The sequence below is a fragment of the Micromonospora rubida genome, from assembly GCF_009908295.1.
GTDB lineage: Bacteria > Actinomycetota > Actinomycetes > Mycobacteriales > Micromonosporaceae > Micromonospora > Micromonospora rubida.
On sequence record NZ_JAAALO010000003.1, the window covers coordinates 629,269 to 654,467 of the forward strand.

Sequence of the window (25,199 nt, forward strand, 5' to 3'; positions counted from 1 at the left end):
AGCTCCAAAGATCGAACCGATCGGTACGATCTCAGATGCTAGCAGCTGGCCGAACCGATCGGTACCATCTGTGCCATGCCAGTCGCCAAGGGCTCGACGATCGATCCGGAGCGCACCCGCGCGACCATCCTCGAAGCGGCCACCCCTGTGCTGTACGAGCGTGGGCTCGACGGCATCGGGGTCGCCGAGCTATGCGCTCGGATCGGGGTGTCCAAGGAGACGCTGTACCGGCACTTCGGCACCAAGGATGCGCTGGTGGAGGCCGTGCTGGAGGTGCGTAGCGACCGGGTGGTGAGCTGGCTGGCCAGTGCCGTCGCGGCGGCCGGGGAAGAACCCGCCGACCAGCTCGGCGCGGTGTTCGACGTCCTGCAGAAGTGGTACGACGAGCCCGTCTTCCGCGGCTGCGCGATGCTGAACGCCGCCGCCCAGCACCATGTCGAGGCGGTACGTGCCATCACCGCGCGTCACCTGGGCCGCTACCTCGAACTTCTTACCGGAATCGCCAGCCGCGCCGGAGCCGCCGATCCGCATGTTCTGGGGCGGCAGTTGCTCATGCTGGTAGAGGGTGCGACCGTCGTCGCCGCACATCAGGACGCAGTCGGCGCGGGCGAGCACGCTCGCCGTGCCGCACTTACGCTGCTGTCCGCCGTCCGAACCAGCCTTGAAGCTTGACGCATCGCATCGGTTGGTCGACGACCGCTCGGTGACGGCCCGTCAGCGCCAAGTGCCAGCTACGGGGTTCGCCGGCGAAGCTAAAGGGTCTGGCCGGTGACGGCGACGAGCCGGGGCAGCTCGGTGCCGCGTACCGCGGGCAGGACCAGCCACTCGCCGTCGTCGAGCCGGACGACGGCCCGGCCCCGGGCGTCGGCGGTCAGCTCGACGATCCGTTCCCAGCCGATCCGGCGCTGCCCGGTCAGCGCCCGCAGGCGCAGCTCCCGGGCGTCCGCCTCCGTGCCGGAGCGCCAGGCCCAGACGGCGGCGGCGAGCGGGACGAGCAGCACCGGCAGGAAGTACCACCCGGCGGCGGCCAACGGCAGCGCGCTGATGAAGGCGATCACCGCCGCGACCAGGATCGCCTGGTTGGGGCGGAAGCGGACGGTCTCGGCGCTGCTCACCCCCTGATGGTCCCACCTGGGCGGGGCCGGGCCCCGGGCGGGCGGGGCGCAGGTGATCGGCGCCATGGAAGTGACCTGAATCACTCATGTTCACGGCCTGGTGGCCGTTTCCTGTGGTGACGATGGGTCGTTTCACCATGTTGGGCCGGCTAACCAGTCGCGCCCACGCCCGGACCGCCACTCCGGGCGACGCCGCCGACCGCAACCCGCACCGTCGTACCGCACCGCCCGTGCCCCCTCACGAAGGCGATCGCCGTGTCCGTCGCGTATCCCCCCGGCGCCTCCCACAGCCTCCCGCGTCCCGCCGACCTGCTGGTGCTGGCGACGGCGGCGCTGCTCGCCCTCGCCGGCCTGGCCGGCGCGATCCCGCCGCTGGCCGCGGTGGCCCTCGCCGGCGCCGCCGGCAGCGTCCTGGCCGGCGTCCGGCTGTCCCTGCTGGCCGTGCCCGCCCGGTACGCCGGGCCGCCCGGCGGCGGCCCCGACCAGGCCGGCCGCCGCGCCATCCGCTGCCGCTCGGCAGCGGGGCTGCTCGACGCGGCGGTGGCCACGGTCGGGCTGACCGTCGCGGTGCTCCCCCTCGTCGGCACCGGCCTGCGGGTGACCGTCGGCGCGGCCGGTCTCGGGGTCGCCGCCCTGCTGCACGCCGGCGGGCTGCTCCTGCTGCCCGGCCGTAGCCGGCTGCCGAACCGGGCCCGGGTCCGCCGCGTGGTCGACATCGTCAGCCTGGGCCTGAGTCTGATCTTCGCCGCCTGGGTGCTGCTGCCGCCGGGGGATACCCCGCCGGCAGCCCGGGTAGCGGTGGTGACCGGCGGGTTCGGCCTCGCGGCCATCGGCGTCGCGGTGTTGGCCGACTGGCGGCGTCGGCCGGGCTCGGCGATCTGCCTGCTCGGCGCCGGGGCGGCCCAGTTCGGCCTGCTCGCGCTGATCGTGCTGCTCGCCTACGACGCCCCGGACCGGGCCCTGCTGGCCACCGTCGGGCCGCTGGTGGTCGGGGCGCTGCTCACCGCCGACGGGGTCCGCCGGGTGGCCGCCGGAGACCCGCGCCGCCCGGGTGGCCCGACGCCCGTCTGGCCCCGGGTCAGCGCGCCGGCCGCGATCGCCGCCCTGGCCGCCGGCGGGCACCTCTACGCGCACGGCGACTTCACGCCGGGGGCGATCCTGCTCGGGCTGGCGGTGACCCCGCCGCTGGTGGTCCGGGAGTTGATGACCGCCACCGACAACCGCCGGTTCGCCGCCCGCCTCGCCGCCCAGGAGGCGTACTTCCGGGCCCTGGTCTCGGGCGGCGACGACCTGATCCTGCTGTTGGACGACGCGCTGCGGGTGTGCTGGCAGTCGCCGGCCGCGACCCGGCTGTTCGGGCTGACTGATGCCGACGTGCTCGGCCGGCCCTTCGCCGACCTGCTGCACCCCGCCGACGTCCCGCGCGCCGCGCTGCTGCTCGACGGGGTGCGCGCCGGCACCCGGCCGACGCTGCTGGCCGCCCGGATGCGCGACGGGCGCGGGGTGTGGCGGGAGACCGAGTCCACGATCAGCGACCAGCGCGAGGTGCCCGAGGTGCACGCGCTGGCGTTGTACGTGCGTGACGTCGGCGAGCGTCGCCGGCTGGAGCGCGCGGTGCACCAGCTCGCCGCGACCGACCAGCTCACCGGGCTGGCCAACCGGCGCGAGCTGCTGCGCGAGCTGGCCGCCCGGCGGGCCGGGGCGGGGGCGCTGCTGGTGGTGGACCTGCACGGCCTGGGCGCGGTCAACGACGGTCGCGGCCACGCGGTCGGCGACGTGGTCGTGGTGGAGGTGGCCCGCCGGCTGCGCGCGGCGGTCGGCCCGGACGACCTGGTGGCCCGGCTGGTCGGCGACGAGTTCGGCGTGGTCACCACCGTCGGCCCGGTGCTGGCGTACGCGCTGGGCACCCGGCTGCTGGAGGCGCTCGGCGAGCCGTACCGGGTGGCGGGCGACGAGGTCCGGTTGCAGGCCAGCATCGGCCTGGCCGAGATCCCCGGCGCGGCTGCCGACGACGTGCTGCGCCAGGCGGACCTGGCCCGACGGCGGGCCGCCCAGCTCGGCCGGGACCGGATCGAGTGGTACGACGCGTACCTGGAGGAGCAGCTCGTCCGCCGGCTCGACCTGGAGCGGGAGCTGCCCGGCGCGGTGGCGCGGGGCGAGCTGGACCTGGTCTACCAGCCGGTGCTCGGGCTGGCCGACCGGCTGCCGGTGGGCACCGAGGCGCTGCTGCGCTGGCGCAGCCCGGTGCTGGGCACCGTGCTCCCGGCCGAGCTGCTGCCCGTCGCCGAGGACCTGGACCTCGTCGGCGAGGTGGGCCGCTGGGTGCTGGACCGGGCCTGCCGCCAACTGGCCGACTGGTCAACGGGGGGCTGGCAGCTCTGGATGTCGGTGAACGTCACCCCTCGGGAGTTGGCCGCGCCGGACTTCCTCCAGCGTGCCGCGGCGGTGCTGGCCACCCACGGGCTGTCGCCGGAGCGGCTGGTGATCGAGGTGGCCGAGCCGCGCATCGGCGCGGAGCTGTCGACGACGGTGGCCCGGCTCGCCGGGCTGCGCTCGCTCGGCGTGCGCACCGCGCTGGACGACTTCCGGGCGGCGCACGCCTCGCTGGCCCAGCTCCGCCGGCTCCCCATCGACCTGCTCAAGCTGGCCCCGCACCGGGCCGGCGGGGCCGACCAACTGGTCGACGTGGTGGTCAGCCTCGGCGACCGGCTCGGCCTGGAGATCGTCGCCGCGCAGTTGGAGACGCCGGCCCAGGCGGACGCCGCCGGCCGGGCCGGCTGCCGCTACGGGCAGGGCTTCGCGCTGGCCCGCCCGGCGACGGCCGAGCGGGTGGAGGCGTACTTCGAGGAGTTCCCGTCCGCGTCCCGGTGAGGGGTCGGTGCCGGCGAGCGATGCTGAACCGGTTCACCTGACCCGGGGCGGCGCGGTGCTGCCCCGGGGCGTGAGGTGGGCGGTCTCGTCCTGGAGCTCGCCGGTCGGCTCGCCGGCGATCACCCGGAGCAGTTGCCGGGCGGCGTGCGCGCCGTACGCGGGGATGTCCCGGCCGAGGGCGGTCAGCGGCGGGTGCACGAGCTGGCACAGCGGGGAGTCGTCCCAGGCGACGATCGACAGGTCGCCCGGGACCTGAAGGCCCATCTCCTGGGCCACGGACAGCCCCGCTATCGCCATCACGTCGTTGTCGTAGATGACGGCGGTGGGCCGGTTCGGCGAGCTGAGCAGCCGCCGGGTGGCCCGGGCCCCCTCCTCGCCGGTGTAGTCCGACCAGACGGTGACCGACTCGTCGAGCCCGAGCCGCCCGCACACCTCGGTGAACGCGTCGCTGCGGATCTCGGTGTGCAGCAGCGCGGGCAGGCCGCCGACCCGGGCGATCCGGCGGTGACCCAGGGCGACCAGGTACTCCACCGTCTCGGCCAGCGCCGCGGCCTCGTCGGACCAGACGCTGGCCAGCGAGCCGGTGTGCCCGGGGCCGCCGATCACCACGGCCGGCAGTTGCAGCTCCTCCAGCGCCGGCACCCGCCGGTCGTCGGTGCGCAGGTCGCAGACGAAGACCCCGTCCACCCGGCGCTCGGCCCACCAGCGCCGGTAGACCGCGATCTCCGCGTCCTGGTCGGCGACCACCTGGAGGGTCAGCGCGTACGACCGGGCCGACAGTTCGGCCTCGACGCCGCTGATCAGCTCCATGAAGAACGGCTCGATGCCGAGGATCCGGGCCGGGCGGCACAGGGCCAGGCCGACCGCCTTGGCGGTGGCGCCGGAGAGCGCCCGCGCGGCGCTGCTCGGGCTGAACCCGATCTCGGCGGCGATGGCCAGGATGCGCTGTCGGGTCGCCTCGGAGACGCCGCGTTGCCCGTTCAGCGCGTACGAGACCGCGCCCTTGGACACCCCGGCCCGCCGCGCGACGTCGGCGATGGTCGGCCGCTTCACCGGCGTGTCTCCTCCACTTGCTGGGCCCGCCCCGGGCGGGTGTCACGGCGCCGGGTGACCGGCGGCCCTCACGCTACTGCAACCGGCCCGGCGGGTGACCGGGCCGGAGCCGCCTCGCCGCGCGACCGAACGGATTGCTTGCCCGGTTAAGGATACGGGTCGTCGGCCGGGCGCGGGTGACGCTGTCGCCGATCGGGATGCTGCGGAGCGGTCAACCACGAGTGGTCGCGCTCCCATGCGGCCGGAAGTTACGGAACGTCCCCGGGCTTAACCGTTCGTTGACACCGCGGAGACGGGATCGTACGGTGGCTTCACTTATCCGGTTCAGTCGACGTCTCTCGATGTCGGGAGCGTTCCCATCTTGCTCGGAGGATGACATGAAACGGTCCTGGACCCACTGGGCCCGCGCGGTCGCCGTGGGCGCGGTCAGCCTGGCCGTGGTGGCCGCGTGCAGCGGAAAGAGCGCCAGCGGCGGCGACGAGGCGGGTGGCGGCGCGGTCACCCTGAAGATCAACTTCTGGGGCGACTTCGGGCTCCAGGACCTGAAGACCAGGTACGAGGCCGCACACCCGAACGTCAAGATCCAGCTCAACTCGGGCGAGTACAACGCGCAGCACGAGGACCTGCAGAAGAAGCTGGTCGCCGGCTCGGGCGCGGCGGACATCGCCGCCATCGACGAGGGCTTCATGGTCCAGTTCCGCAGCCAGTCCGACAAGTTCGTCAACCTGCTGGACAAGGGCGCCGGGCAGTACGAGAGCAAGTACCTGCCGTGGAAGTGGAAGCAGTCGCTGTCCGCCGACGGCAAGACCCAGATCGGCCTCGGCACCGACGTCGGCGGCCTGGCCATGTGCTACCGCACCGACCTGTTCAAGGCCGCCGGCCTGCCCACCGAGCGGGACCAGGTCTCCGCGCTCTGGCCCACCTGGGACCGGTTCATCGAGGTCGGCCAGCAGTACACCGCCAAGACGAACAAGAAGTTCCTCGACGCCGGGACCAACCTGTTCAACCCGGTCCTCGGCCAGCAGCAGACCGGCTTCTACAGCGAGCAGGAGCAGCTCCAGATGGAGGGCGGCCCGAAGGTCGCCTTCGACTACACGGTCAAGGCCCTCCAGGCCGACATCTCGGCCAACCTGACCAGCTTCCAGGCCGACTGGGACAAGGGCTTCACCAGCGGCGCCTTCGCCGTCCTCGCCTGCCCGGCGTGGATGCTGGGCCACATCAAGGACACCGCCCCCGGCACCAAGGGCAAGTGGGACATCGCGGCGGTGCCCGGCGGCGGTGGCAACTGGGGCGGGTCGTTCCTGACCGTCCCCAAGCAGAGCAAGCACGCCGACGAGGCGTACAAGCTGCTGGAGTGGCTGGTCCAGCCGGAGCAGCAGATCGAGGTCTTCAAGAAGGTCGGCAACCTGCCGTCGCAGCCGGCCCTGTACTCCGACCCGGCCATCGCCGAGTTCAAGAACCCGTTCTTCAACGACGCGCCCGTCGGGCAGATCTTCCCGAAGATGGCGCAGGGCCTCACCCCGCAGTACCTGGGCAAGAAGAACGGCCCGACCCGCGTCGCGGTGGAGAACGTCATCAAGCGGGTGGAGAACAAGACCCTCAAGCCGGACGCCGCCTGGGCGGAGGCGGTCAAGGAGGCCGAGAAGGCCGGCAGGTCCTGACGATCCGATGACCGGCGGCGGGGCCGCCCCGCCCCGCCGCCCTGCCGCCACCGCCCGGCGTCCCGCCCCGGAGACAGTCCACCTCGGCCCAGGAGCGTCCCATGTCCTCCACCCGTGCCGCGCCCGCCCCGCCGGGCCGTCGTACCCCGCGCAAGCGCGGCGCCGACGGCTCCGGGGCCGACCAGCGGCGGCTCACCTGGCGCAACCGGCTGTACCGCTTCGACATGCGCTACATGCCGTACCTGCTGATCGCCCCGTTCTTCCTGATCTTCGGAGTCTTCGGGCTCTTTCCGCTGATCTTCAACGGGGTCGTCTCGCTGCGGAACTACCGGCTCGACGACCCGACCCTGCCGCCGTGGGCGGGCTTCGACAACTTCGCGAAGCTGCTCGGCGACGAGGACTTCTGGAACGCGCTCTACAACACCTTCGGCATCTTCCTGCTCTCCTCGGTGCCGCAGCTCCTGCTCGCCCTGGTGGTCGCCTCGCTGCTGAACCGCAAGCTGCGCGCGCAGACCTGGTGGCGGGTCGGCATCCTGCTGCCGTACGTCACCCCGCTGGTCGCCTCGACCATGGTGTTCAGCGTCTTCTTCTCCCGCGACTTCGGCATGGCCAACTGGCTGCTCGGCCTCGTGGGCCTCGGCGGCGACGCCCCGGCCGACTGGCGGGCCGACAAGTTCCACTCCTGGATCGCCATCGCCACCATGGTCAACTGGAAGTGGATCGGCTACAACGCGCTGCTCTACCTGGCCGCGATGCAGTCCATCCCGCGCGACGTCTACGAGGCGTCGGCCATCGACGGCGCCGGCCCGTGGCGGCAGCTCTGGCGGATCACCGTGCCGATGATCCAGCCGGTCGTCGTCTTCACCGTGGTGCTCTCCACCATCGGCGGGCTCCAGCTCTTCACCGAGCCGATGCTGTTCGACCTGAACGCGCAGGCGGCCACCGGCGGCCCGAACGGCGAGTGGCAGACCATCGCCCAGCTCATCTACAAGGTCGGCTGGAAGGACCTCGACCTCGGGTACGCCGCCGCGATGTCCTGGGCCCTGTTCCTGATCATCCTCGTCGTCGCCGGCATCAACACTCTGCTGACGAACCGCCTGTCCGGAGGTCGCCAATGAGCGCCGTCGACACCGTGCGCCGGGCGGCCGACGCCGGGCCGCCCGGGCGCAACCGGGCGCGGCTGACGGGCCGGGCCCCGCAGGACACCGCCGCCGGCGTCTGGACGTACCTGCTGCTGGCGACGACGATCCTGCTCTCCGCGTTCCCGCTGTACTGGATGTTCGTCATCGCCACCAGCAACGACGAGGCGCTCGCGAAGATCCCGCCGGCGGTGGTCCCGGGCGACCGGTTCATGACGAACCTGGACGAGGTCTTCTCCCTCCAGGACGTCTACTTCGCCGCCGGCCTGGTCAACAGCGCCCTCGTCTCCACGGCGGTCACCGCCTCGGTGCTGTTCTTCTGCTCGCTGGCCGGGTTCGCCTTCGCGAAGCTGCGGTTCAAAGGCAGCAGGTGGCTGATGCTCTTCGTGGTGCTCACCCTCACCGTGCCCAACCAGCTCGGCATCGTCGCCCTCTACATCGTGATGGGCAAGCTCGGCTGGAACGGCACCCTGCTCGCGGTCATCGCCCCCGGCCTGGTCACCGCGTTCGGGGTGTTCTACATGCGGCAGTTCATCCTCAACACCGTGCCCGATGAGCTGGTCGAGTCGGCCCGGATGGACGGCGCGACCACGATGCGCGTCTACTGGAACATCGTGCTGCCGGCGATCCGACCGGCGCTGGCCGTGCTCGGCCTGCTCACCTTCGTCGGCACCTGGAACGACTTCCAGTGGCCGCTGATCACGCTGAGCGGCACCGATTTTCCCACCTCGATGGTGGCCATCTCCGACCTGGCCAGCGGCAACTACGTGATCTACCGGCGGGTGCTCGCGGGGGCGTTCGTCGCCACCGTGCCCCTGCTGATCATGCTGGTCGTCGGTGGCCGCCAGATCGTCCGCGGAATCATGGAAGGTGCGGTGAAGTCGTGACCCGGCAATCGTTGTCCGAGGGGTGGGTGTTGCGGGCCGTCCCCGGCCCGCAGGTGCCGCCGGAGATCGTCGACCGGGCGGTCCCGGCGACCGTGCCCGGCTGCGTGCACACCGACCTGCTCGCCGCCGGCCTGATCCCCGACCCGTATCTGGACGACAACGAGGCGGCGCTGGCCTGGATCGGGCGCACCGACTGGGTGTACGAGAACACCTTCGACGCGCCGCCGGGCGACGCCGACCGGGTCGACCTGGCCTGCGCCGGCCTCGACACGGTCGCCACCGTCACCCTCAACGGGGTCGAGGTCGGCCGCGCCGAGAACATGCACCGTGGCCACCGGTTCGACGTCACCTCCGCGCTGCGGCCGGGGGCCAACACGCTGACCGTCCGGTTCGACTCCGCCTACCGCTACGCCGAGGCGCACCGGGACCGGCTCGGCGACCGGCCCAACGCGTACCCGGAGCCCTTCAACTTCATCCGGAAGACGGCCTGCAACTTCGGCTGGGACTGGGGGCCGACGGTGGTCACCGCCGGCATCTGGCAGGACATCGCCCTGGACGCCTGGTCCACGGCCCGGCTGGCGGCCGTCCGCCCGCTGGTCACCGTCGCCGACGGCGTCGGCCGGGTCGAGCTGCGCGTCGAGGTCGAGCGCGCCGCCGACGCCCCGGTCACCGTCCGCGCCGAGGTGGCGGGCGTCGCCGCCGAGGCCGTCGTGGCGGCCGGACAGCGCACGGCCGCGCTGGCCGTCGAGGTCCGCGACCCCGCGCTGTGGTGGCCCCGGGGGTACGGCGACCAGCCGCTGCACCCCCTCACGGTGACCCTGCACGCCGTCGACGGGCGGAAGCTGGACGCCTGGTCCCGGCGGATCGGCTTCCGCACGGTCCGCCTGGACGCCGCCCCGGACGAGCACGGCTCCGCGTTCGCCCTGCACGTCAACGACGTGCCGGTGTTCGTGCGCGGCGTCAACTGGATCCCCGACGACGCGTTCCCCAACCGGGTCACCCGGGAGCGGCTGGCCGAGCGGTTCGACCAGGCGGCCGGGGCGAACATCAACCTGCTGCGGGTCTGGGGCGGCGGCCGGTACGAGTCGGAGGACTTCTACGAGCTGGCCGACGCCGCCGGGCTGCTCGTCCAGCAGGACTTCCTGTTCGCCTGCGCGGCGTACCCGGAGGAGGAGCCGTTCCGCTCCGAGGTCGAGGCCGAGGCGCGCGAGCAGGTCACCCGGCTGGCCGCCCACCCGTCGCTGGTGCTGTGGACCGGCAACAACGAGAACATCTGGGGCTGGCACGACTGGGACTGGCAGGAGCCCCTCGCGGGCCGCACCTGGGGCCGGGGCTACTACCTCGACCTGCTGCCCCGGATCGTCGCCGAGCTGGACCCGACCCGCCCGTACTGGCCGGGCAGCCCCTGGTCGGGCGGGTCGGACGGGTCGGGCAGCGACGAGATCCACCCGAACGACCCGGCGCACGGCACCACCCACATCTGGGACGTGTGGAACACCGACGACTACACCAGATACCGCGAGTACGTCCCCCGGTTCGTCGCCGAGTTCGGCTACCAGGCGCCCCCGGCGTACGCGACCCTGCGCCGGGCGATCTCCGACGACCCCCTCGCGCCCGACTCGCCCGGCATGGCCCACCACCAGAAGGCCGCCGACGGCGACGCGAAGCTCCAGCGCGGCCTGGACGCGCACCTGCCGCCGCCGGCCGACTTCGACGAGTGGCACTACTTCACCCAGCTCAACCAGGCCCGGGCCATCCAGCTCGGGGTGGAGCACTTCCGCTCGCACCGGCCGGTCTGTATGGGCACCATCGTCTGGCAGCTCAACGACTGCTGGCCGGTGACCTCCTGGTCGGCGATCGACGGCGACGGCCGCCGCAAACCCCTGTGGTACGCGCTGCGCCGGGCGTACGCCGACCGGCTGCTCACCGTCCAGCCCCGCGACGGCGGGCTGGCCCTGGTGGCGGTCAACGAGACCGGCCGGCCGTGGCGGGCCCCCGCAACGGTCACCCGGCTCACCCTGGCCGGCGAGCCGAGGGCGAAGACGACGTACGACCTCGACGTGTCGGCGTACGGGACGGTGGAGCTGGCGCTGCCGGCGGACCTGGCCCGGCCGGAGGAGGCCCGGCGGGAGCTGCTGGTGGCCGAGGCGGGGGAGAGCGCCGAACGGGCGTTCTGGTTCTTCGCCGAGGACAGGGACATCCCCTGGCCGGCGGCCGACTACGACGCCACGGCCGAATTGTTCGACGGTGGTGTGCGGGTTCGGGTTATCGCCCGCACGATCCTGCGCGACCTGACCCTGTTCCCGGACCGGCTCGACCCGGCCACCGAGGTCGACGACGCGCTGGTCACGCTGCTGCCGGGCGAGTCGACGACGTTCACTGTCCGCTCGCCGCACCAGTTCGACGTGAACGCCCTGACTACTCGGCCCGTTCTGCGAACGGTCAATTGAAGGGAGCGGGCCGGCGCACCATCCACGATCAGGCGTGATCGTGGATGGTGCGCCAGCCCGCGCGGAGAGCGGCAAGTGGGCCTGTGGTCGACCGGGCCTTCCGCCGGCCGGGCGTTATGCCGCCTTGAACACCTCGTCAAGGTGCCATTCCAGGAACTCCCGGTGTGGCCGTTCCCGGACGGCCGCTGGTACTTCGATCTGCGTCCCAGCCCGGGAGTAGAACTGCTCTCCGTTGCCGAACTCGGCCCTGAGCCGTGGACTGACCAGGAGCCGGTGTTTCGGGTCGACCGCCAGGTACCCCTGGTCGTAGAGCGTGTGGACGTCGGACCGCAGAAGCATGCCATTGTCGATGCGATGCTCACCGCCAGCCGGCAAGGGTTTCACATGTGCGGCCTGGAGTACCGGTTGGATGCGGTCACCGGTTATCGCGCACCGCCGTCCGTACGCGTTCAGCACGACGGCCTTGAACGCCTGCTGCCCCAGCCGGTGTGGCGAGAGGCGGGGGTCGCCATACGTCGGGCCCGGCCGGTGCCACGGCTGGCTGAAGTCGACATCCACTGGAGCGCCGAGAAGGCGACCGATTAATACCTCGAAGTAACCGGCCGAGTTGCGAGCCGCGAGGTCGTACCCCTTGCCCTGAACGATGTTCGAGGCGAATTCGGGAGGTGGTTCGGATGGCCGGTCAGCGGGGAAGAAGACGGTGTCCCGGAGGAGGACGCAGCCGATCACCGGGTCGTCGGCGGCGGCTATGGGTTCCCGTCGGTACCGTCCGACGATCCGTCGCATCTCAGCAAGGCTCGGCACGCCGTTGCCGTCGCCGAAGAGACTCCACGCCTCCGAGATGCGCAGTTGGGCGAAGCCGCTGAAGAAACCCCCGCCGATCACCCTGTTGTGCGGGTGGTGCGTCTTGAAGATAAAGGGTTCGCCTGCTGACAGCGCGCGGAAGGCCCGGGAACCGGCAGGGCGCCAGAAGTTGACTTCTGTCAGGCCGGGGCGGGCGGCCAGAAAGCGATACCAGTCTCCATCGGTCACTCCGACATAGGCCTTCACGGCCACCATCCTGCACTCTGAGGGGTAGGCCGACAATCCCGAAGAAGGCCGGAGAGCCGAGGGTAAGGACGACGTATGGCTTGGACATGGGCCGCATACGGGAAGGTGGACGGACCAGCGTTCAGCGAAGCGCCGCGATGATCTGCCCCACGGCGGTGGAGGGGTTGCCCTTGGGGGGCGGGTCGAGCTGAGTCGCCCGCCGGAGGGCATCCTCGATCCGGTCGCGGAACCTGTCGAAGTTGAGCGCGGTCTTGTCCCAGTGGGGCTCGTGCTCCCGCAGCAGGTCGCGGGCCTTCTTGGCGTTTTCGACGAACCGGGTGCAGTTGTCGTAGTGGAGCAGCAGCCACACCTCGAAGCAGGGATTGGACCAGGCCAGCTTCACATCGGAGGCGACGGCCTCGACCGACGCCGGCTGGGTCGGGTACTCATCGATGTCGCAGACGGCCCACGCCTCGTCGAAGTCGTCGCGCTGTCGGCGGCGCCCGGCACCCCGCACCAGATCGACCGGCGAGCCGCGTTGCACCACGACGACGACCCGGGGACGTACCCAGGATTCCTGCTTGAGCCCGTTGAAGTAGGCCCGCTCCGTGGACTCGCCGTTGGTGGCGATCAGCACGGTCTTCCGCTGTTCCCTGGTCTCTGTTCGCCGCCGAAGGTCGGTCTCACGACCCCGCCCGGAACGTGCCGCGTCGGGCACGCGCCGGTCACCCTACCTCGGCATCCGTACCTCCGCGGGTGGCGAGCGCCTGCTCGAAGAGGTGGGTGGAGAGATCGGGTACGGCACCGTAGTTGCCGTTGAGGTAGCGCCGCTGCCGGTTCTCGCCCTCCTTGCGGGGCTTGAAGTCGGTCAGGGGATACAGCGATGAGGCGCCCTCGTCGTCCTTCTCCACGAACCAAATTTCATCACGGCGCAGGATCTCCTCCGCGTCGAGAGTGCCGAGCAGCGCGGCGTCGTGACTGGTGAAGATGAGCTGACTGCCCAGGGGGTTGGCCTTCGTGCTGCGGAACAGGCTGATCAGCTTCGCGGTGAGGATTGGATGCAGGCTGGCGTCGATCTCGTCGATCAGCATCGTGGCTCCAGTCCTGAGTACCTCGGCAGCGTGCAGACCGAGGGTGAGAAGTTGGCGGGTGCCGGTTGACTGGTCATGAAGGTCGAGCAGGGCGGTGCCGTGCGGGCCTTGGTGGGCGAATTGGATCCGGCGCGGTGGTAGCGCTGGGGACATAGCGGCATTTATTCGATCCCGCATACCTCGGCGTTGTAGGTGCCAGGAAACGTCGTCGTCGCCTCGATCGGGGGGGAGCACGACGCCGACGATGCCCACGTCGGCAGCCCGCAACAGATCGACCACGAGGTGCCGCACCTGCTCGACATCCGCTCTGCCGCCTTCAAGCAGGGCGGACAGCCCAGAGGTGGCGTCGGCTCGAGGGCTGGTCAGGTAGAACCATCGGTAGATGCCGTGCAGCGGCTGTGGATCCGTCGGATTCAATTCCGAACGGCTGTGGCCGAAGCGAGCGACCGTGCTGAGGAAAAGGGCAGTCGGCGCGGTGATCCCGGCGATCTGCCCCAGGTCGCTGCGGCGACCAGTCTCCTCGCCCCAGGTGAAGTCATCCCCGTCGCGTTCGAAGACGCGCCGCCGGCGTCCCAGCGGATAGTGGAAGAGCCACTCCTCCAGCACCCGCTCGTCGTCGATCGTGAACCCGTACGTGTGGCGTATCCCGCCGAGCCGAAGATCGACGACGTACCGCGATGGCCGCGCGACACCATCGGCATCCAGCCGGAACGGCTCTCGGGACAGCCCTTCACCGGGCTCGACGGCCCGGTCCGACCCCACGACCATCTGCCGCATGAACGCCAGCGCGCCCAGGCAGTTGGACTTGCCCGAGGCATTGGCCCCGAAGACGCCGACGACCTGGACCGCCTGTGGAGCCGATTCGCTCGCCTCGACGCCATCACCGTAGACGGGAACGAGGTTGAGCTGGTGCTCGTCTCGGAACGAGCGATGGTTGGTGAAGCGGAAACTCAGCAGCATCGACCGTTCACCCCTCAAGGACGGGCGGCTACAAGCTCATCCCTGCGAGTAAACCACGAGGAGGTGGCCCAAAGCCCACCGGAAGCAGGCAGCGCCCCCGGCGGGTTCGTCGGGGCCCTGTGCGGCTGGGGTACGTCAGCGGGGAACTGCCCGACGTCGAGGTGGCTGCCGCCGAGGCTCAGCACCGTCGCCACAGTGTGCCGCTGGTCGGCGAGGCTTGCGCTGGTCGGCCGGCGATGTCGGTCTGGCAACGACCAGCTGCGCCGAACCAGGCGGCGGGAGTCGACATGGACCGGCCGGTCATGGGCGGGGCGCCGAATTGCCGGTCGGGCCCGCGCCGACGGGTGGTAGTCGCAGACCAGCAGGTGCCGGACCTGCCGGCCACAGATCAGCAGCGACATGCGTGTGCGCCTCGTTCAGCTTGGACAGATCCACCACGCCTCCTTTGAACTTGGCGCCGTTCAGGGAAATGCCGCCCCCGGGAAATCGGGCGCCGTCGAAGGAGACCGTTCCGGCAGCGAATGCGCAACGGTCGAATGACAGCCGACAGGCTATTGTGGCGTCGGCGAAGGTGACGGTGCCGCCTCCGCTGAAGGTCGCACCAGTGAAGTCGCCGCCGTCGAAGAAAGCACCGGAGAAGTCGAAGTCGTGGCCGCGCCAACTGCGCGAGTCGTCTTCAGGCGTATGCAGGTTGTCGCGGATTATCCGAATGATCGTGAGCCGGACCTGCCGTTCCTGCCTTGGGTCCCGGAGGGCTGGCCAGGGGTCCGGTGTGATTTGCGCGGACACAGCCAGGTTCGACGACACCATCTCACCACGGGTGTCGCTACTCGATGGCGGGTTGTAGGGCTGGCGCAGGTAAGTGCAGAGAACATCGATGCATCCCTGACGAGCCTCGGGCGCGTCGTTGGCCAGGGCGGCATACGCATACACTCCGGCGACACGCACGGAAGCATCAGGTGAACCCAGCAGCTCTGCCGCCTGACAGAAGCGTTCGAGTAGCAACTTGGTGTCTTCGCGATGAGCCTCTACCTCGTTCAGGCGCTGCCGCCGATAGGCCACGGTCAACGCCACGACGGCCCCGATGCCCGCCACGATTGTCAGCACGGTCTTGATCGCTTCGAGTGCTTCCTGCGTGCTCCACACCGACGGCGCTGGCGAGGCGGCCGGTGCTGATCCCGGGTTGGTGCCAATGGTCGGCTGTCCCAGCACCTGCCACAGCAGGGCTCCTGCGGCCACAGCGACGACGAAGGTCAGGGCCAGCAACAGCGCCACCTGCAATAGGAGTGGCATTCTCGGCGTGCGGGGCCGACGACCCAGGGCCATGGCCACTTTCTGGTGCCGGCCGGCCGCTGCTGTCGCGGCGAGCACCAACAGCACCACCGGCAGCCAGAATCGGCTCGCCCAATGACCAACTGAGACAGCGAAATCCGACCACCACTGCGGTGACAGCGAGACTACGGCGGCAGTTGCCAGGGCCACGGCCAGGGCTGTTCGCCAGCGGGACCTACGCGGAAGGCCCAGTGCCGCACGACTCACCTGCAACGGCTCGCTCATAGCTTCACATCTTCTTCGATGCGCGCCAGCGACGTGGTGGCGGGCGACTGGCCGCCGGCAACCGGACGCGACGCTCCGGCATCGTCTGACCGTCGCCGCCGGCCTACTTCTCGAAGACGGCGAGGACGTTGAGCCCCGGCCCTGACTTCAGCGTGCCGACGATGCGCAGCCCGTGCTGGTTGCCGCGGCGGATCATGGAGTACGCGAAAATTCCTGTTTCGAACTTGCCGCGGCCTCGAAGGGAGAGTTGAAGGGCCCTGTCCTCGATGTGAACCCGGTAGTCCACCCAGCGAGCCAGACCGCCGTCACCTATGCCGCGTTCGAGCACGTTCATCGCTGAAATTGGATTGTAGTTGTCTGAGAACCAGCGCCAGTATTCGCGTTTCGTCTCAGGCTCCTCGGCCGCCCCATAGATCGGCGTTCTCTGGTCCCGATGCGGGCCCCCAGCTTTCCGTTGGTGCTGGTCCTCGAAAGATGGATGTCTCTCGTGGATATTGAGATCTTGCCGGCCTCGTGTTCCGGCATGACCACTGCGTCGTAGAAGGCCGACACCTGTTCACCGTCGATGAACAGCGGGGCGTCGGCAAGCCAGGAAAGCGGAATTTCCAGCCCGGAGTCTCTCGGTTGATCGTCCATCTCTCCCCGTCGGAAGTCGGTGGTCCTGTTACGTTCCACGCCTTGCCGGCCCTGCCGCACCGTCCAAGGTAGAACAATGTTCTTGCTTGGGGTACCCGTGCGACAGGTCGCCGCTACCCGACTCCAGGCCATCGGCGGCCCTGCTCGTGAGGTCGCGGGGGGCGGAATAGGCTTCAACCATGAGTGGTGTGCTCAGTCGTGGCCAAGGCGCGATGAATCCCCTGCGCCAGCTCTCACTGGACCAGCTCCGGCAGCGGACGAGCATCAAGTGGCGGGCGTACCCGGACGACGTGCTGCCGCTCTGGGTGGCGGAGATGGACGTCCCGCTGGCCGAGCCCGTCGCCCGGGCCATCACCGATGCCGTCGCACGCGGCGACACCGGCTACACCGCCGGCACGGCGTACCCGCAGGCACTTGCGGAGTTCGCCCGGCGGCGGTGGGGTTGGGACGGGCTGGCCGTGGAGCGCACCGCGCTGGTGCCCGACGTGATGCAGGGCGTCGTCGAGGTGCTGCGGGTGGTCACCGAGCCGGGGGACGCGGTGGTCGTCAACTGCCCGGTCTACCCGCCGTTCTACAACTTCGTGGCGCATGCAGGCCGCCGGATTGTGGAGGCCCCTCTCGGCGAGGACCTGCGGATCGATCTCGGCACGTTGGAGGACGCATTCCGGGAGGCGCGGGCCGGTGGGCGGCCGGCGGCGTACCTGCTGTGCAGCCCGCACAACCCGACCGGCGTCGTACACACCGCAGACGAGTTGGCCGCCGTCGCCGGCCTGGCCGAGCGGCACGGGGTGCGGGTGGTCGCCGACGAGATCCACGCCCCGGTGGTGGCCGGGGGCACGCGGTTCGTGCCGTACCTCTCGGTTCCCGGCGCGGAGAACGCCCTCTCGCTGATGTCCGCCTCCAAGGGGTGGAACCTCGCCGGCCTGCGCGGTGCGCTACTCGTCGCCGGCCCGGCCGCGGCCGGGGACCTCGCCCGCGTTCCGGTCGAGGTCAGCGCCAGCACCAGCCACCTCGGCGTGATCGCCCACACCGCCGCCTTCCGCGATGGCGGCGAGTGGCTCGACGCCCTGCTGATCGGCCTGGACGACAACCGTCGACTCCTCGCGGCGCTGCTAGCCGAGCACCTGCCAGAAATCCGTCACCACCCTGGTCAGGCCACCTATCTCGCCTGGCTCGACTGCCGTGCCCTGGGCCTCGGCGACGACCCCGCCGCCGTGTTCCTCGATCGTGGCCGGGTGGCGCTCAACTCCGGCCCGGCCTTCGGCACCGGCGGCGCCGGCCACGTCCGGCTGAACCTGGGCACCGGACCGGAGTTGATCACCGAGGCGGTACGCCGGATGGCCACCGCCGTCGCCTGAGAAGCGGCCTCGGCCGCTGCCGACCGCCGATGTTTGCGGGTGTCTCGGGTACGGAGTCAGCGGCGAGTCGCGTCGACGAACGTGCTCCAAGCGGCGGGGCAGAAGATGAGCGTCGGGCCGCCTGGGTTCTTGCTGTCGCGTACGGCGACGACGCCGGGCAGGTTGTCGGCGACCTCGACGCAGTCGCCGCCGTTGCTGCCGCTGCGGGTGCTTTTGCGCCAACGGGCGCCGGTCAGGTTGACCATGATTGACCTCCTTGATGGTTGTGTCGTAGTCGCATCAAGTCGGGCACCTTGCGGCCTCGCCGGGGCCGGGGTGTCGCTGTGCTGCGTCGTCAGCCGTGCATTGCGCTGGTGAAGACCGTCCATGCTGCGGGGGAGAAGGTCAGGACCGGCCCGTCCGGGTTCTTGCTGTCGCGTACGGCGACGACGCCGGGCAGGTTGTCAGCGACCTCGACACACTCGCCGCCGTTGCTGCCGCTGCGGGTGCTCTTGCGCCAGTGGGCGTTGCTCAGATCAACCATGGTGGACCTCCCCAATGATCTTGTTGATTAGATTCCTAGATTGTCCTTTATCGAGGGCGAGCTGATCCAGGCTTTCCCACACCTTCTCGTAGGCAGCGAACTCTTCCGGTCGGTCGAGATAGAGAGCGCCTGTCCACGACTCGCTGTAGACCACTGGTGGCTCGGGGGTGGCGCGGTTGCCCAGCGGAAAGTTGAGCATTACGAAGGACCCAGCCTCGACGCCACGGTGCAGGCCGGCGGCGAGAGGCAGGATTCGGATCGAGTTGGTCGCTATGTCCGCCAATACCAGCAGGTGGCGAAGCTGGTCCGCCATCGTTTCGGGGTCGCCGACTGTGCGCAGCAAGGCCGCCTCGGAGAGGAGCACGTCCAGCCTCGGAGGCGGAGGTAGGCGGCGTTTGAGTAGAGCTTGGCGTTGCAGCCGGACCTGTACCAGGCGCTCGCGCTCTTCGTCACTCACCTCCGTGCGGTGCTGGTATACCCCGAGCGCGTAGCCATGACGTTGTAGCAATCCCGGCACCATCGCTTCGTTGAAGAAGCGTAGGTGGCAGGCGGCGGATTCGAGGCCGACGTACAGCTCGAACCACTCTGGGATGGCATCGCCGTAGGCATGCCACCAGCCCTTCGCCCTCGTCTCGCCGGCCAGGGCGAGGAGCGCGCGGGTCAGCTCGGCCTTCGCCCGGTACAGCTCGCACATGGCCCGGACGTCCACGCTGCGCGCCGAACCGAGCCCGCTCTCGATCCGCCACACCTTCTGCCTGCTGCACTCCAGCGCCTCGGCGGCGGCGTCGAGGGTTATCCCCGCCTCGTTACGCAGGTCACGCAGCGCCCTGCCGAGCCTGCGTCGGGGCACCGTCGATCCCATGTCCTCGGCCATCGGGCCTCCTTTCCGGTTGCGTTCTGCAACATCTCGACGCCCGTCCTGAAACACCGGAATGTTGCAGACAATTGGCTGAACAGTGTGAGGGAACCTTCGTTGTGATAGCGCTTCCGACCTTACAAGATAGCTCTGACAAAGGCGATGACCGTGGAATTTCCACCTTTCATCAATTGCCAATCTGGTCAGCCGTCCGAGAGGAAGTGGGTCTGTCGTGCGCGCGTTTTCTCGTCAACCGTGTTCGGTTGGGTCGGTGAATTCGGCGGTCGATCGGTGAGCCCGTGTTGGGTGGCGCACCTGCCGTTCACCGCCGCCGATTTGCCCGCCGCCCGCCGGTTCGCCGGGGCGCTGGCCCGGTCGGTGACCTTCCTGCCCGACGTGGACGCCGGGGAGACGACTGTCTCCGCCGAGGACGCTCAGGGCGTACGACATCGGGTCTTCTGCGACCTGCCGCTGCCGGACCGTACCCGCTGCGTGCGCCGCACCGACCACGACGGGCCCTGCACGGGTCGGCGGCCCCGGTGACCGGCGCACCCACCGTCGCCTGCCCCGACTGCGACGGCGTGACCTTCCGCCTCGACCCCTGCCGCTGCACCCGCTACGGCGACCGGCTCCTGGCCGACGACGGCCCACCCGGCGACGCGGAGCCGCGCCGGGAGCCGTACCGGAAATGCGAACTGTGCCGGGGCGTCGGGACCGTCGCAGTCGCCTGCCCGGGCTGCGGCCGGCGCGGTCGCCGCCGCGCGCAGCTCGTGCTGACCGTGGCCAACCTGGACACGGGCGCGGTCGCGTCCCACCTGGTCGCGCCCGGCACCCTCGACCCCCGACCGGACCCGGCGGGTGACTGGGTGGCCGACCTGACTTCCCGGGTACGCGAGCTGGCCGCCGCGACCGGCGTCGCCGCCACCGTCGACCCGCTGACCGTACGGCTGCCGCCGGCCTGGCGGCCCGACCTGCCGGCGGACGAGCGGCACGAGTTGGAGGGTCGGGCCGTCGCCGAGGCCGCCCGGCCGGCGTGGCGGGTGCTGGTGGGCCGGTCGACCGCGCCGCCCCCGCTCGACCTGGCCGCCCGGTTGGCCCAACTCTGTGCGCTGGCCGACCTGCTCCTGCTCGACCTGGTCGTCGAGGCCCGCCGGCACGGCGATGCCGTCCGCTGGAACGTCCGGTACGAGGTTCCCGGCTCGCCCGTGCCCGCTGCACCGACGGAGCCCCGCGCGGACCTGTCGGCGGCCCTGGCCCGCACTGAGGTGGCCGATGCGCTGGCCGGGCTCGGCGAGCGCGGCCCGGCCGCCCCCGCGCGGATGCTCCGCCCCGACCTACCCCGCCCGCTGGCCGCGCCAGCCGTCGACGTTGACGAGGTCGAGCGGCGGATACGCGCCGACTGTGCCGGCCTGACCGACGGGGAGGAACCGCCCGGCGCGCAGGCCGTGTGGCGGGACGGGCACTGGTGGCACACCGGCCTGGGTCCCAGCCAACCGGTCGAGACCCTGGTCGAGCAGCCCACCGGCCAGGTGGTCCGCCGGGTCCGGGTGCCGCTGCGCCGGCTCGCGGAGCCGCCCGATCCGCCCTGGCTCGGCGAGCCGGTGCCGTGGAGGCCCTGCCCGGACTGCCGCCCGGGTGAACCGCTGCGCGCCTGCCGGTGCCGGGCCGGTGGCCGTCCGGCCGACGACGGCTGCACCGCCTGCGGCGGCCTCGGTCTGCGTCCGTCCGCGCTGGCCTGCGCCACCTGCGGCGGCACCCGCCGCCTGCACCGGGCGGCGCTGGTGACCCTGACCGACCTGAGGCACCGGGTGGTGCACCTGACCTGGCAGGCCGGTGCCCCGGAGGCCGCAACGCCGGCCGGGAACGGGCCCGGCGGCCGGCCGGTGGTGCGGCTGCCCGGCCGCTACCGGCTGGGTGCCTGGGCGACCGTGTTCGGCGTACGCCCGGAGGACCTCGCCGAGGCCGACGGCGGCCACGAAATCCCACCCGATGTGCGCGATGGCTACGTCACCCTGCCCTGGGCGGGTGCCGACCCGGTGGGGGAGCTGGTGGCCGCCGTCGGCCCCGCGCTCCCCGCCGCGCGCCTGTTGGTGATCGCCGTACGTCCCGACGCCCCGCCGCTGGCCGAGCTGCTCCGGCTCGCCCTCGGCCTCGACCTGGCGCTGGTGGTGAGCGCGCTCGACCTGCGGGGTCATCCGGCCGACCCGATGCGGGCGCACGGGCTGCTCTGGTCGGTCGACCTGCGCTCGCCGGCCGACCCGGTGCGCCCCGACGACCTGCCGTGCCGACCCAGCCTGGAGGCGGCCGTGGCGCACTGCCTGGAGTGCCTCGACGTCGCCCTCACCGAGACCGTCCCGGCCGACCCGGAGAAGTCGATTCCGGTGCCACAGTCGACGCCCCGAGCGTTACCCTCCGACCCGCTACCCGGCCTGCTTCGACTGGCCGCCCGGCATGCCGGCCGGACAGTCACCGTCCGGTTCGCCTGGTCGGGCTGCACCGTCCATTGCCACGACGAAGACGGGCCGCTTCATCTCGCCGAAGGCTCCGACCTTGGATTTTGCGGTTGAAGTGACACTTTGGGGAACATGTGTTCGAGGTGTGGGGGAGATCCGGGACATGCCATCACTGGCCAGAGGGCAGGCCCGGGATGGGATACTCCAACTCGCTGCGGATCTCCACGAACTCGCCGTCCGGAAGGCCCAGACGCCTCTCCGGACTGAGGAAGGTGACCATCCCGACGCTGATCTGATCGGCCCAGGCGCACATCGTGACGTAGTACTGGGCGTTGCGGCCGTTACCGCAGCGGGCTATGCCGCCCAAAGGGCCAGGGTCCACCGCTCGGACCTCACGTATCCGCGGAAACAATCTGAAGACCTTGTCCAGCGTTGCTTCCTCGTCCCTCACGGTGCCGGCCGTAGCGCTGACCAGTACCGCGTAGTCGCCGTCGGTTTCACCGTTGTAAACCTGCCCGGCTATCTCCTTCCGGTCGTCCACCAGCCGACCCAGTTGTTCGGCGCTCTCAATCACAGGGGACAGCAGCGGCCGATGAAAGAACCGCGAGCGATTGCCCAGCCGCATCGGCAGCTCAAGGCGTGCCCGCATACCGGACGGGCTCGCGGAGGGCTGCACCGACGCAGAGGGTGGAGGCACCGCCGCCTGTGGGCCGGACTGGGGCGAGCAGCCGAATACCGTACCTCCGACCAACACAGCCAACACCCCCCGAGCGACCCCCCAGGCGAACGTCCCCGTGATGGCCTTGCCCATGCGACTCCCTCAAGGATCAACAGTTCGGGCGGGACGATACATCAGCTGTGGCCGCCCCCGAACGAGCCGGCCGCGGTGAAGCCTCTGTACCTGCTGACCCGGTCCGGTTCGGCTGATGCACCCCGAGCAGCTCGTGTCCGTCCCCGATGCCCGCCCGGCACCGATCGTCGGCAAGGATCTACCAAGATCAGGTGGGCCGCCGCGCCGGGAGACCGATCCGGGGACGGCACCGCCAACGCCGCACCACCGAGGGGGAGCCATGATCGCGGAGCACGTGCGGGACGCGTCGGCCACAGCAGTCGTGTTCGGCTTCTTCGCGTCGAGCTGGTTCGGCTGGGCCCAGGAAGCGCCGCCCAAAAGTTGGCGTCCAGTGCTCGGCGTCGGATCGGTGCTCTCGCTGCTCACCCTCGTCGCCGGTGGAATTCTCACCTGGCGTCGCTGGTCCGAGCCGACGGCCTTCGACGCCGACACCAGCCGCACCTTCGGCCTGATCGTCGGCATCGAGTTCGGCGTCGCGGCCCTCGGTGCCGGGCTGCTCGCCCTGCGGGGCCGCCGGGAGCTGATCCCCGCCTGGGTCGCGCTCGTGGTGGGGGTGCACCTGTTCCCGGTCGCGGCACTGCTCGACTATCCGTTGATCCACGTGGTCGCCGCCCTGGTGACGGCGGCGGCGCTGGCGGCGGTTCCGGTGGCCAGGGCCCGCGCCGTGCCGGTGAGCGCGGTGGTCGGAGTCGGCGCGGGCGGGGTGCTGCTCGCCGCCGCGGTGTCGTCGCTCGTCATCGCCCTGGTCGGGTACTGAGCGTCGCTTGTGAGCAGGGCCCTGCCGGCCGCGAGGCGACGGCAGGGCCCGAGCGCCTACTCCGGCACCCGGCGGTAGGCGCCGTCGCTCGCCGAGGTGGCCATCGAGGCGTACGCGCGTAGCGCCGCCGACACCGGCCGCTGCCGGTCGATCGGCGTGTACGGCTTGTCGCGCTTCTCCTGCGCGACGCGGCGGGCCTCCAGCACGTCGTCCGGCACGTTCAGCTCGATCGACCGGGCCGGGATGTCGATGACGATCTCGTCGCCGGGCTCGACCAGGGCGATCAGGCCGCCCGAGGCCGCCTCGGGGGAGGCGTGCCCGATGGACAGCCCCGAGGTGCCGCCGGAGAACCGGCCGTCGGTGAGCAGCGCACACGATCGGCCCAGCCCTCGGCCCTTGAGGAACGAGGTGGGGTAGAGCATCTCCTGCATGCCGGGGCCGCCCCTGGGGCCCTCGTACCGGATCACCAGCACGTCGCCGGCCGCGATCTCCTTCGCCAGGATCGCCGTCACCGCGTCGTCCTGGGACTCGTACACCTTCGCCGGGCCGCGGAAGGTCAGGCACTCCTCGGGCACCCCGGCGGTCTTCACCACGCAGCCGTCCGGGGCGAGGTTGCCGTGCAGGATGGCCAGCCCGCCGTCGGCGCTGTAGGCGTGGGCGAGGTCGCGCACGCAGCCGCCCGCCGCGTCGGTGTCCAGCGTGGACCAGCGGTTGGTGGTGGAGAACGGCTCGGTGGTGCGCACCCCGCCGGGGGCGGCGTGGAACAGCTCGACCGCCTCGGGGGTGGCCGAGCCGCCCCGCACGTCCCAGTCGGCGAGCCACCGCGCGAGGCTGGGGGAGTGCACGGCGTGCACGTCCCGGTGCAGCAGGCCGGCGCGGTCCAGCTCACCGAGGATGGCCGGGATTCCGCCGGCCCGGTGCACGTCCTCCATGTGGTACTGGGGCGAGTTCGGGGCGACCTTGGCCAGGCACGGCACCCGGCGGGAGATCGCGTCGATGTCGGCGACCGAGAAGTCCATCTCGGCCTCCCGGGCGGCGGCGAGCAGGTGCAGGATCGTGTTGGTCGACCCGCCCATCGCCACGTCCATGGCGACCGCGTTCTCGAACGCGGCCCGGTCGGCGACCTGCCGGGGCAGCACCGAGGCGTCGTCGCCGTCGTACCAGCGCTTGGAGATCTCCACGATGGTCCGGCCGGCCTCGACGAAGAGCGACCGGCGCGCGGCGTGGGTGGCCAGCGTCGAGCCGTTGCCGGGCAGGGCCAGGCCGATCGCCTCGGTGAGGCAGTTCATCGAGTTCGCGGTGAACATGCCGGAGCAGGAGCCGCAGGTCGGGCAGGCCGACCGCTCGATCTCGCCGAGCTGGTCGTCGGTGACCGCGTCGTTGGAGGAGGCGACCATCGCGTCGATCAGGTCGATCTTGGAGTGCACGATCCCCTCGATCGCCGTCGTCTTGCCGGCTTCCATCGGCCCGCCGGAGACGAAGACGGTGGGGATGTTCAGCCGCAGCGCGGCCAGCAGCATGCCGGGGGTGATCTTGTCGCAGTTCGAGATGCAGACCAGGGCGTCCGCGCAGTGCGCGTTGACCATGTACTCCACCGCGTCGGCGATCAGCTCCCGGCTGGGCAGGGAGTAGAGCATCCCGCCGTGGCCCATGGCGATGCCGTCGTCGACCGCGATCGTGTTGAACTCCCGGCCCACCCCGCCGGCCTCGGCCACCGCGTCGGCGACGAGGCCGCCCATGTCCTTGAGATGCACGTGGCCGGGCACGAACTGGGTGAAACTGTTGGCGATGGCGACGATCGGCTTGCCGAAGTCGTCGTCGGTCATCCCGGTGGCCCGCCACAGGGCCCGGGCACCGGCCATCGTCCGGCCATGCGTGGAGGTCTTCGACCGCAGCTCAGGCATGCGTACCAGTCTTGCACCGTCGGCGGGACGCTCCCAGGGGGCGAGCGTC

At 71.0% G+C, this 25,199-nt stretch carries 22 protein-coding genes; 10 read left to right on the forward strand and 12 right to left on the reverse strand.

Annotated elements, in window-relative coordinates; all coding sequences use genetic code 11:
- The first annotated feature begins 75 nt into the window (after nucleotides 1-75).
- On the forward strand, nucleotides 76-672 hold the full coding sequence (locus tag GVV04_RS12495) for a TetR/AcrR family transcriptional regulator (RefSeq protein ID WP_161687711.1): 597 nt from the start codon (nucleotides 76-78) through the stop codon (nucleotides 670-672).
- 80 nt (nucleotides 673-752) lie between these two features.
- On the opposite strand, the gene GVV04_RS12500 is transcribed toward GVV04_RS12495, so the two are convergent.
- Entirely contained in the window at nucleotides 753-1,115 is a 363-nt protein-coding gene (locus GVV04_RS12500; RefSeq protein ID WP_161687713.1) for a PH domain-containing protein, read from the reverse strand.
- A gap of 255 nt (nucleotides 1,116-1,370) precedes the next feature.
- On the opposite strand from GVV04_RS12500, the gene GVV04_RS12505 reads away from it, so the two are divergent.
- Complete coding sequence (locus GVV04_RS12505) at nucleotides 1,371-3,986, forward strand: putative bifunctional diguanylate cyclase/phosphodiesterase (protein ID WP_407938786.1); 2,616 nt, start codon at nucleotides 1,371-1,373, stop codon at nucleotides 3,984-3,986.
- A gap of 33 nt (nucleotides 3,987-4,019) precedes the next feature.
- Here the strand turns inward: GVV04_RS12505 and GVV04_RS12510 are convergent, their stop codons facing one another.
- The gene (locus tag GVV04_RS12510) at nucleotides 4,020-5,039 is read right to left on the reverse strand and encodes a LacI family DNA-binding transcriptional regulator (protein ID WP_161687715.1); all 1,020 of its coding nucleotides are present in this window, start codon (nucleotides 5,037-5,039) and stop codon (nucleotides 4,020-4,022) included.
- 377 nt (nucleotides 5,040-5,416) lie between these two features.
- Here GVV04_RS12510 and GVV04_RS12515 point away from each other — a divergent pair, with 377 nt between their 5' ends.
- From GVV04_RS12515 to GVV04_RS12530, 4 genes are all read left to right on the forward strand, one after another.
- Complete coding sequence (locus tag GVV04_RS12515) at nucleotides 5,417-6,700, forward strand: ABC transporter substrate-binding protein (RefSeq protein ID WP_161687717.1); 1,284 nt, start codon at nucleotides 5,417-5,419, stop codon at nucleotides 6,698-6,700.
- 101 nt (nucleotides 6,701-6,801) lie between these two features.
- Nucleotides 6,802-7,818: a carbohydrate ABC transporter permease gene (locus tag GVV04_RS12520; RefSeq protein ID WP_161687719.1), complete on the forward strand. Its 1,017-nt coding sequence runs from the start codon at nucleotides 6,802-6,804 to the stop codon at nucleotides 7,816-7,818.
- Nucleotides 7,815-8,726 (forward strand): carbohydrate ABC transporter permease, encoded by a 912-nt coding sequence (locus GVV04_RS12525; RefSeq protein ID WP_161687721.1) that lies wholly within the window; start codon nucleotides 7,815-7,817, stop codon nucleotides 8,724-8,726. The genes GVV04_RS12520 and GVV04_RS12525 overlap by 4 nt, the downstream gene beginning before the upstream one ends.
- Nucleotides 8,723-11,176, forward strand: a complete 2,454-nt coding sequence (locus GVV04_RS12530) for a glycoside hydrolase family 2 protein (RefSeq protein WP_161687723.1) — start codon at nucleotides 8,723-8,725, stop codon at nucleotides 11,174-11,176. The genes GVV04_RS12525 and GVV04_RS12530 overlap by 4 nt, the downstream gene beginning before the upstream one ends.
- A 114-nt stretch (nucleotides 11,177-11,290) precedes the next feature.
- Here the strand turns inward: GVV04_RS12530 and GVV04_RS12535 are convergent, their stop codons facing one another.
- From GVV04_RS12535 to GVV04_RS12555, 5 genes are all read right to left on the reverse strand, one after another.
- The gene (locus GVV04_RS12535; RefSeq protein ID WP_328822337.1) at nucleotides 11,291-12,226 is read right to left on the reverse strand and encodes an HNH endonuclease; all 936 of its coding nucleotides are present in this window, start codon (nucleotides 12,224-12,226) and stop codon (nucleotides 11,291-11,293) included.
- Between the two features lie 121 nt (nucleotides 12,227-12,347).
- Complete coding sequence (locus tag GVV04_RS12540) at nucleotides 12,348-12,842, reverse strand: RloB family protein (RefSeq protein WP_161687727.1); 495 nt, start codon at nucleotides 12,840-12,842, stop codon at nucleotides 12,348-12,350.
- Between the two features lie 88 nt (nucleotides 12,843-12,930).
- Complete coding sequence (locus GVV04_RS12545; RefSeq protein WP_161687729.1) at nucleotides 12,931-14,256, reverse strand: AAA family ATPase; 1,326 nt, start codon at nucleotides 14,254-14,256, stop codon at nucleotides 12,931-12,933.
- Nucleotides 14,257-14,556: 300 nt separating this feature from the next.
- Nucleotides 14,557-15,813: a pentapeptide repeat-containing protein gene (locus GVV04_RS12550; RefSeq protein WP_161687731.1), complete on the reverse strand. Its 1,257-nt coding sequence runs from the start codon at nucleotides 15,811-15,813 to the stop codon at nucleotides 14,557-14,559.
- A 103-nt stretch (nucleotides 15,814-15,916) separates the two neighbouring features.
- Nucleotides 15,917-16,147 carry a hypothetical protein gene (locus GVV04_RS12555; RefSeq protein WP_161687733.1) on the reverse strand — a complete coding sequence of 77 codons (231 nt, stop codon included), beginning with the start codon at nucleotides 16,145-16,147 and terminating at the stop codon, nucleotides 15,917-15,919.
- Nucleotides 16,148-16,628: 481 nt separating this feature from the next.
- Here GVV04_RS12555 and GVV04_RS12560 point away from each other — a divergent pair, with 481 nt between their 5' ends.
- Nucleotides 16,629-17,807, forward strand: a complete 1,179-nt coding sequence (locus GVV04_RS12560; RefSeq protein WP_161687734.1) for a MalY/PatB family protein — start codon at nucleotides 16,629-16,631, stop codon at nucleotides 17,805-17,807.
- Nucleotides 17,808-17,863: 56 nt separating this feature from the next.
- Here the strand turns inward: GVV04_RS12560 and GVV04_RS12565 are convergent, their stop codons facing one another.
- The 3 genes from GVV04_RS12565 to GVV04_RS12575 form a co-directional block, all read right to left on the reverse strand.
- A complete protein-coding gene (locus tag GVV04_RS12565; protein ID WP_161687736.1) occupies nucleotides 17,864-18,052 on the reverse strand; it encodes a DUF397 domain-containing protein in 189 nt (62 codons plus the stop codon).
- 89 nt (nucleotides 18,053-18,141) lie between these two features.
- Complete coding sequence (locus GVV04_RS12570) at nucleotides 18,142-18,330, reverse strand: DUF397 domain-containing protein (RefSeq protein WP_161687738.1); 189 nt, start codon at nucleotides 18,328-18,330, stop codon at nucleotides 18,142-18,144.
- Nucleotides 18,323-19,204, reverse strand: a complete 882-nt coding sequence (locus tag GVV04_RS12575) for a helix-turn-helix domain-containing protein (RefSeq protein ID WP_161687740.1) — start codon at nucleotides 19,202-19,204, stop codon at nucleotides 18,323-18,325. Before GVV04_RS12575 ends, GVV04_RS12570 begins: the two co-directional genes overlap by 8 nt.
- A 273-nt stretch (nucleotides 19,205-19,477) precedes the next feature.
- Between GVV04_RS12575 and GVV04_RS12580 the strand changes: the two genes are divergently transcribed.
- The gene (locus GVV04_RS12580) at nucleotides 19,478-19,729 is read left to right on the forward strand and encodes a hypothetical protein (RefSeq protein ID WP_161687742.1); all 252 of its coding nucleotides are present in this window, start codon (nucleotides 19,478-19,480) and stop codon (nucleotides 19,727-19,729) included.
- Nucleotides 19,726-21,753, forward strand: coding sequence for a hypothetical protein (locus GVV04_RS33940; protein WP_161687744.1), 2,028 nt, complete (start codon nucleotides 19,726-19,728; stop codon nucleotides 21,751-21,753). The genes GVV04_RS12580 and GVV04_RS33940 overlap by 4 nt, the downstream gene beginning before the upstream one ends.
- A gap of 55 nt (nucleotides 21,754-21,808) precedes the next feature.
- On the opposite strand, the gene GVV04_RS12590 is transcribed toward GVV04_RS33940, so the two are convergent.
- The gene (locus GVV04_RS12590) at nucleotides 21,809-22,315 is read right to left on the reverse strand and encodes a hypothetical protein (RefSeq protein WP_161687746.1); all 507 of its coding nucleotides are present in this window, start codon (nucleotides 22,313-22,315) and stop codon (nucleotides 21,809-21,811) included.
- A gap of 394 nt (nucleotides 22,316-22,709) precedes the next feature.
- On the opposite strand from GVV04_RS12590, the gene GVV04_RS12595 reads away from it, so the two are divergent.
- Nucleotides 22,710-23,246 carry a DUF4175 domain-containing protein gene (locus GVV04_RS12595; protein WP_161687748.1) on the forward strand — a complete coding sequence of 179 codons (537 nt, stop codon included), beginning with the start codon at nucleotides 22,710-22,712 and terminating at the stop codon, nucleotides 23,244-23,246.
- A gap of 56 nt (nucleotides 23,247-23,302) precedes the next feature.
- On the opposite strand, the gene ilvD is transcribed toward GVV04_RS12595, so the two are convergent.
- Nucleotides 23,303-25,150, reverse strand: coding sequence for a dihydroxy-acid dehydratase (gene ilvD / locus GVV04_RS12600; protein WP_161687749.1), 1,848 nt, complete (start codon nucleotides 25,148-25,150; stop codon nucleotides 23,303-23,305).
- Between the last annotated feature and the right edge of the window lie 49 nt (nucleotides 25,151-25,199).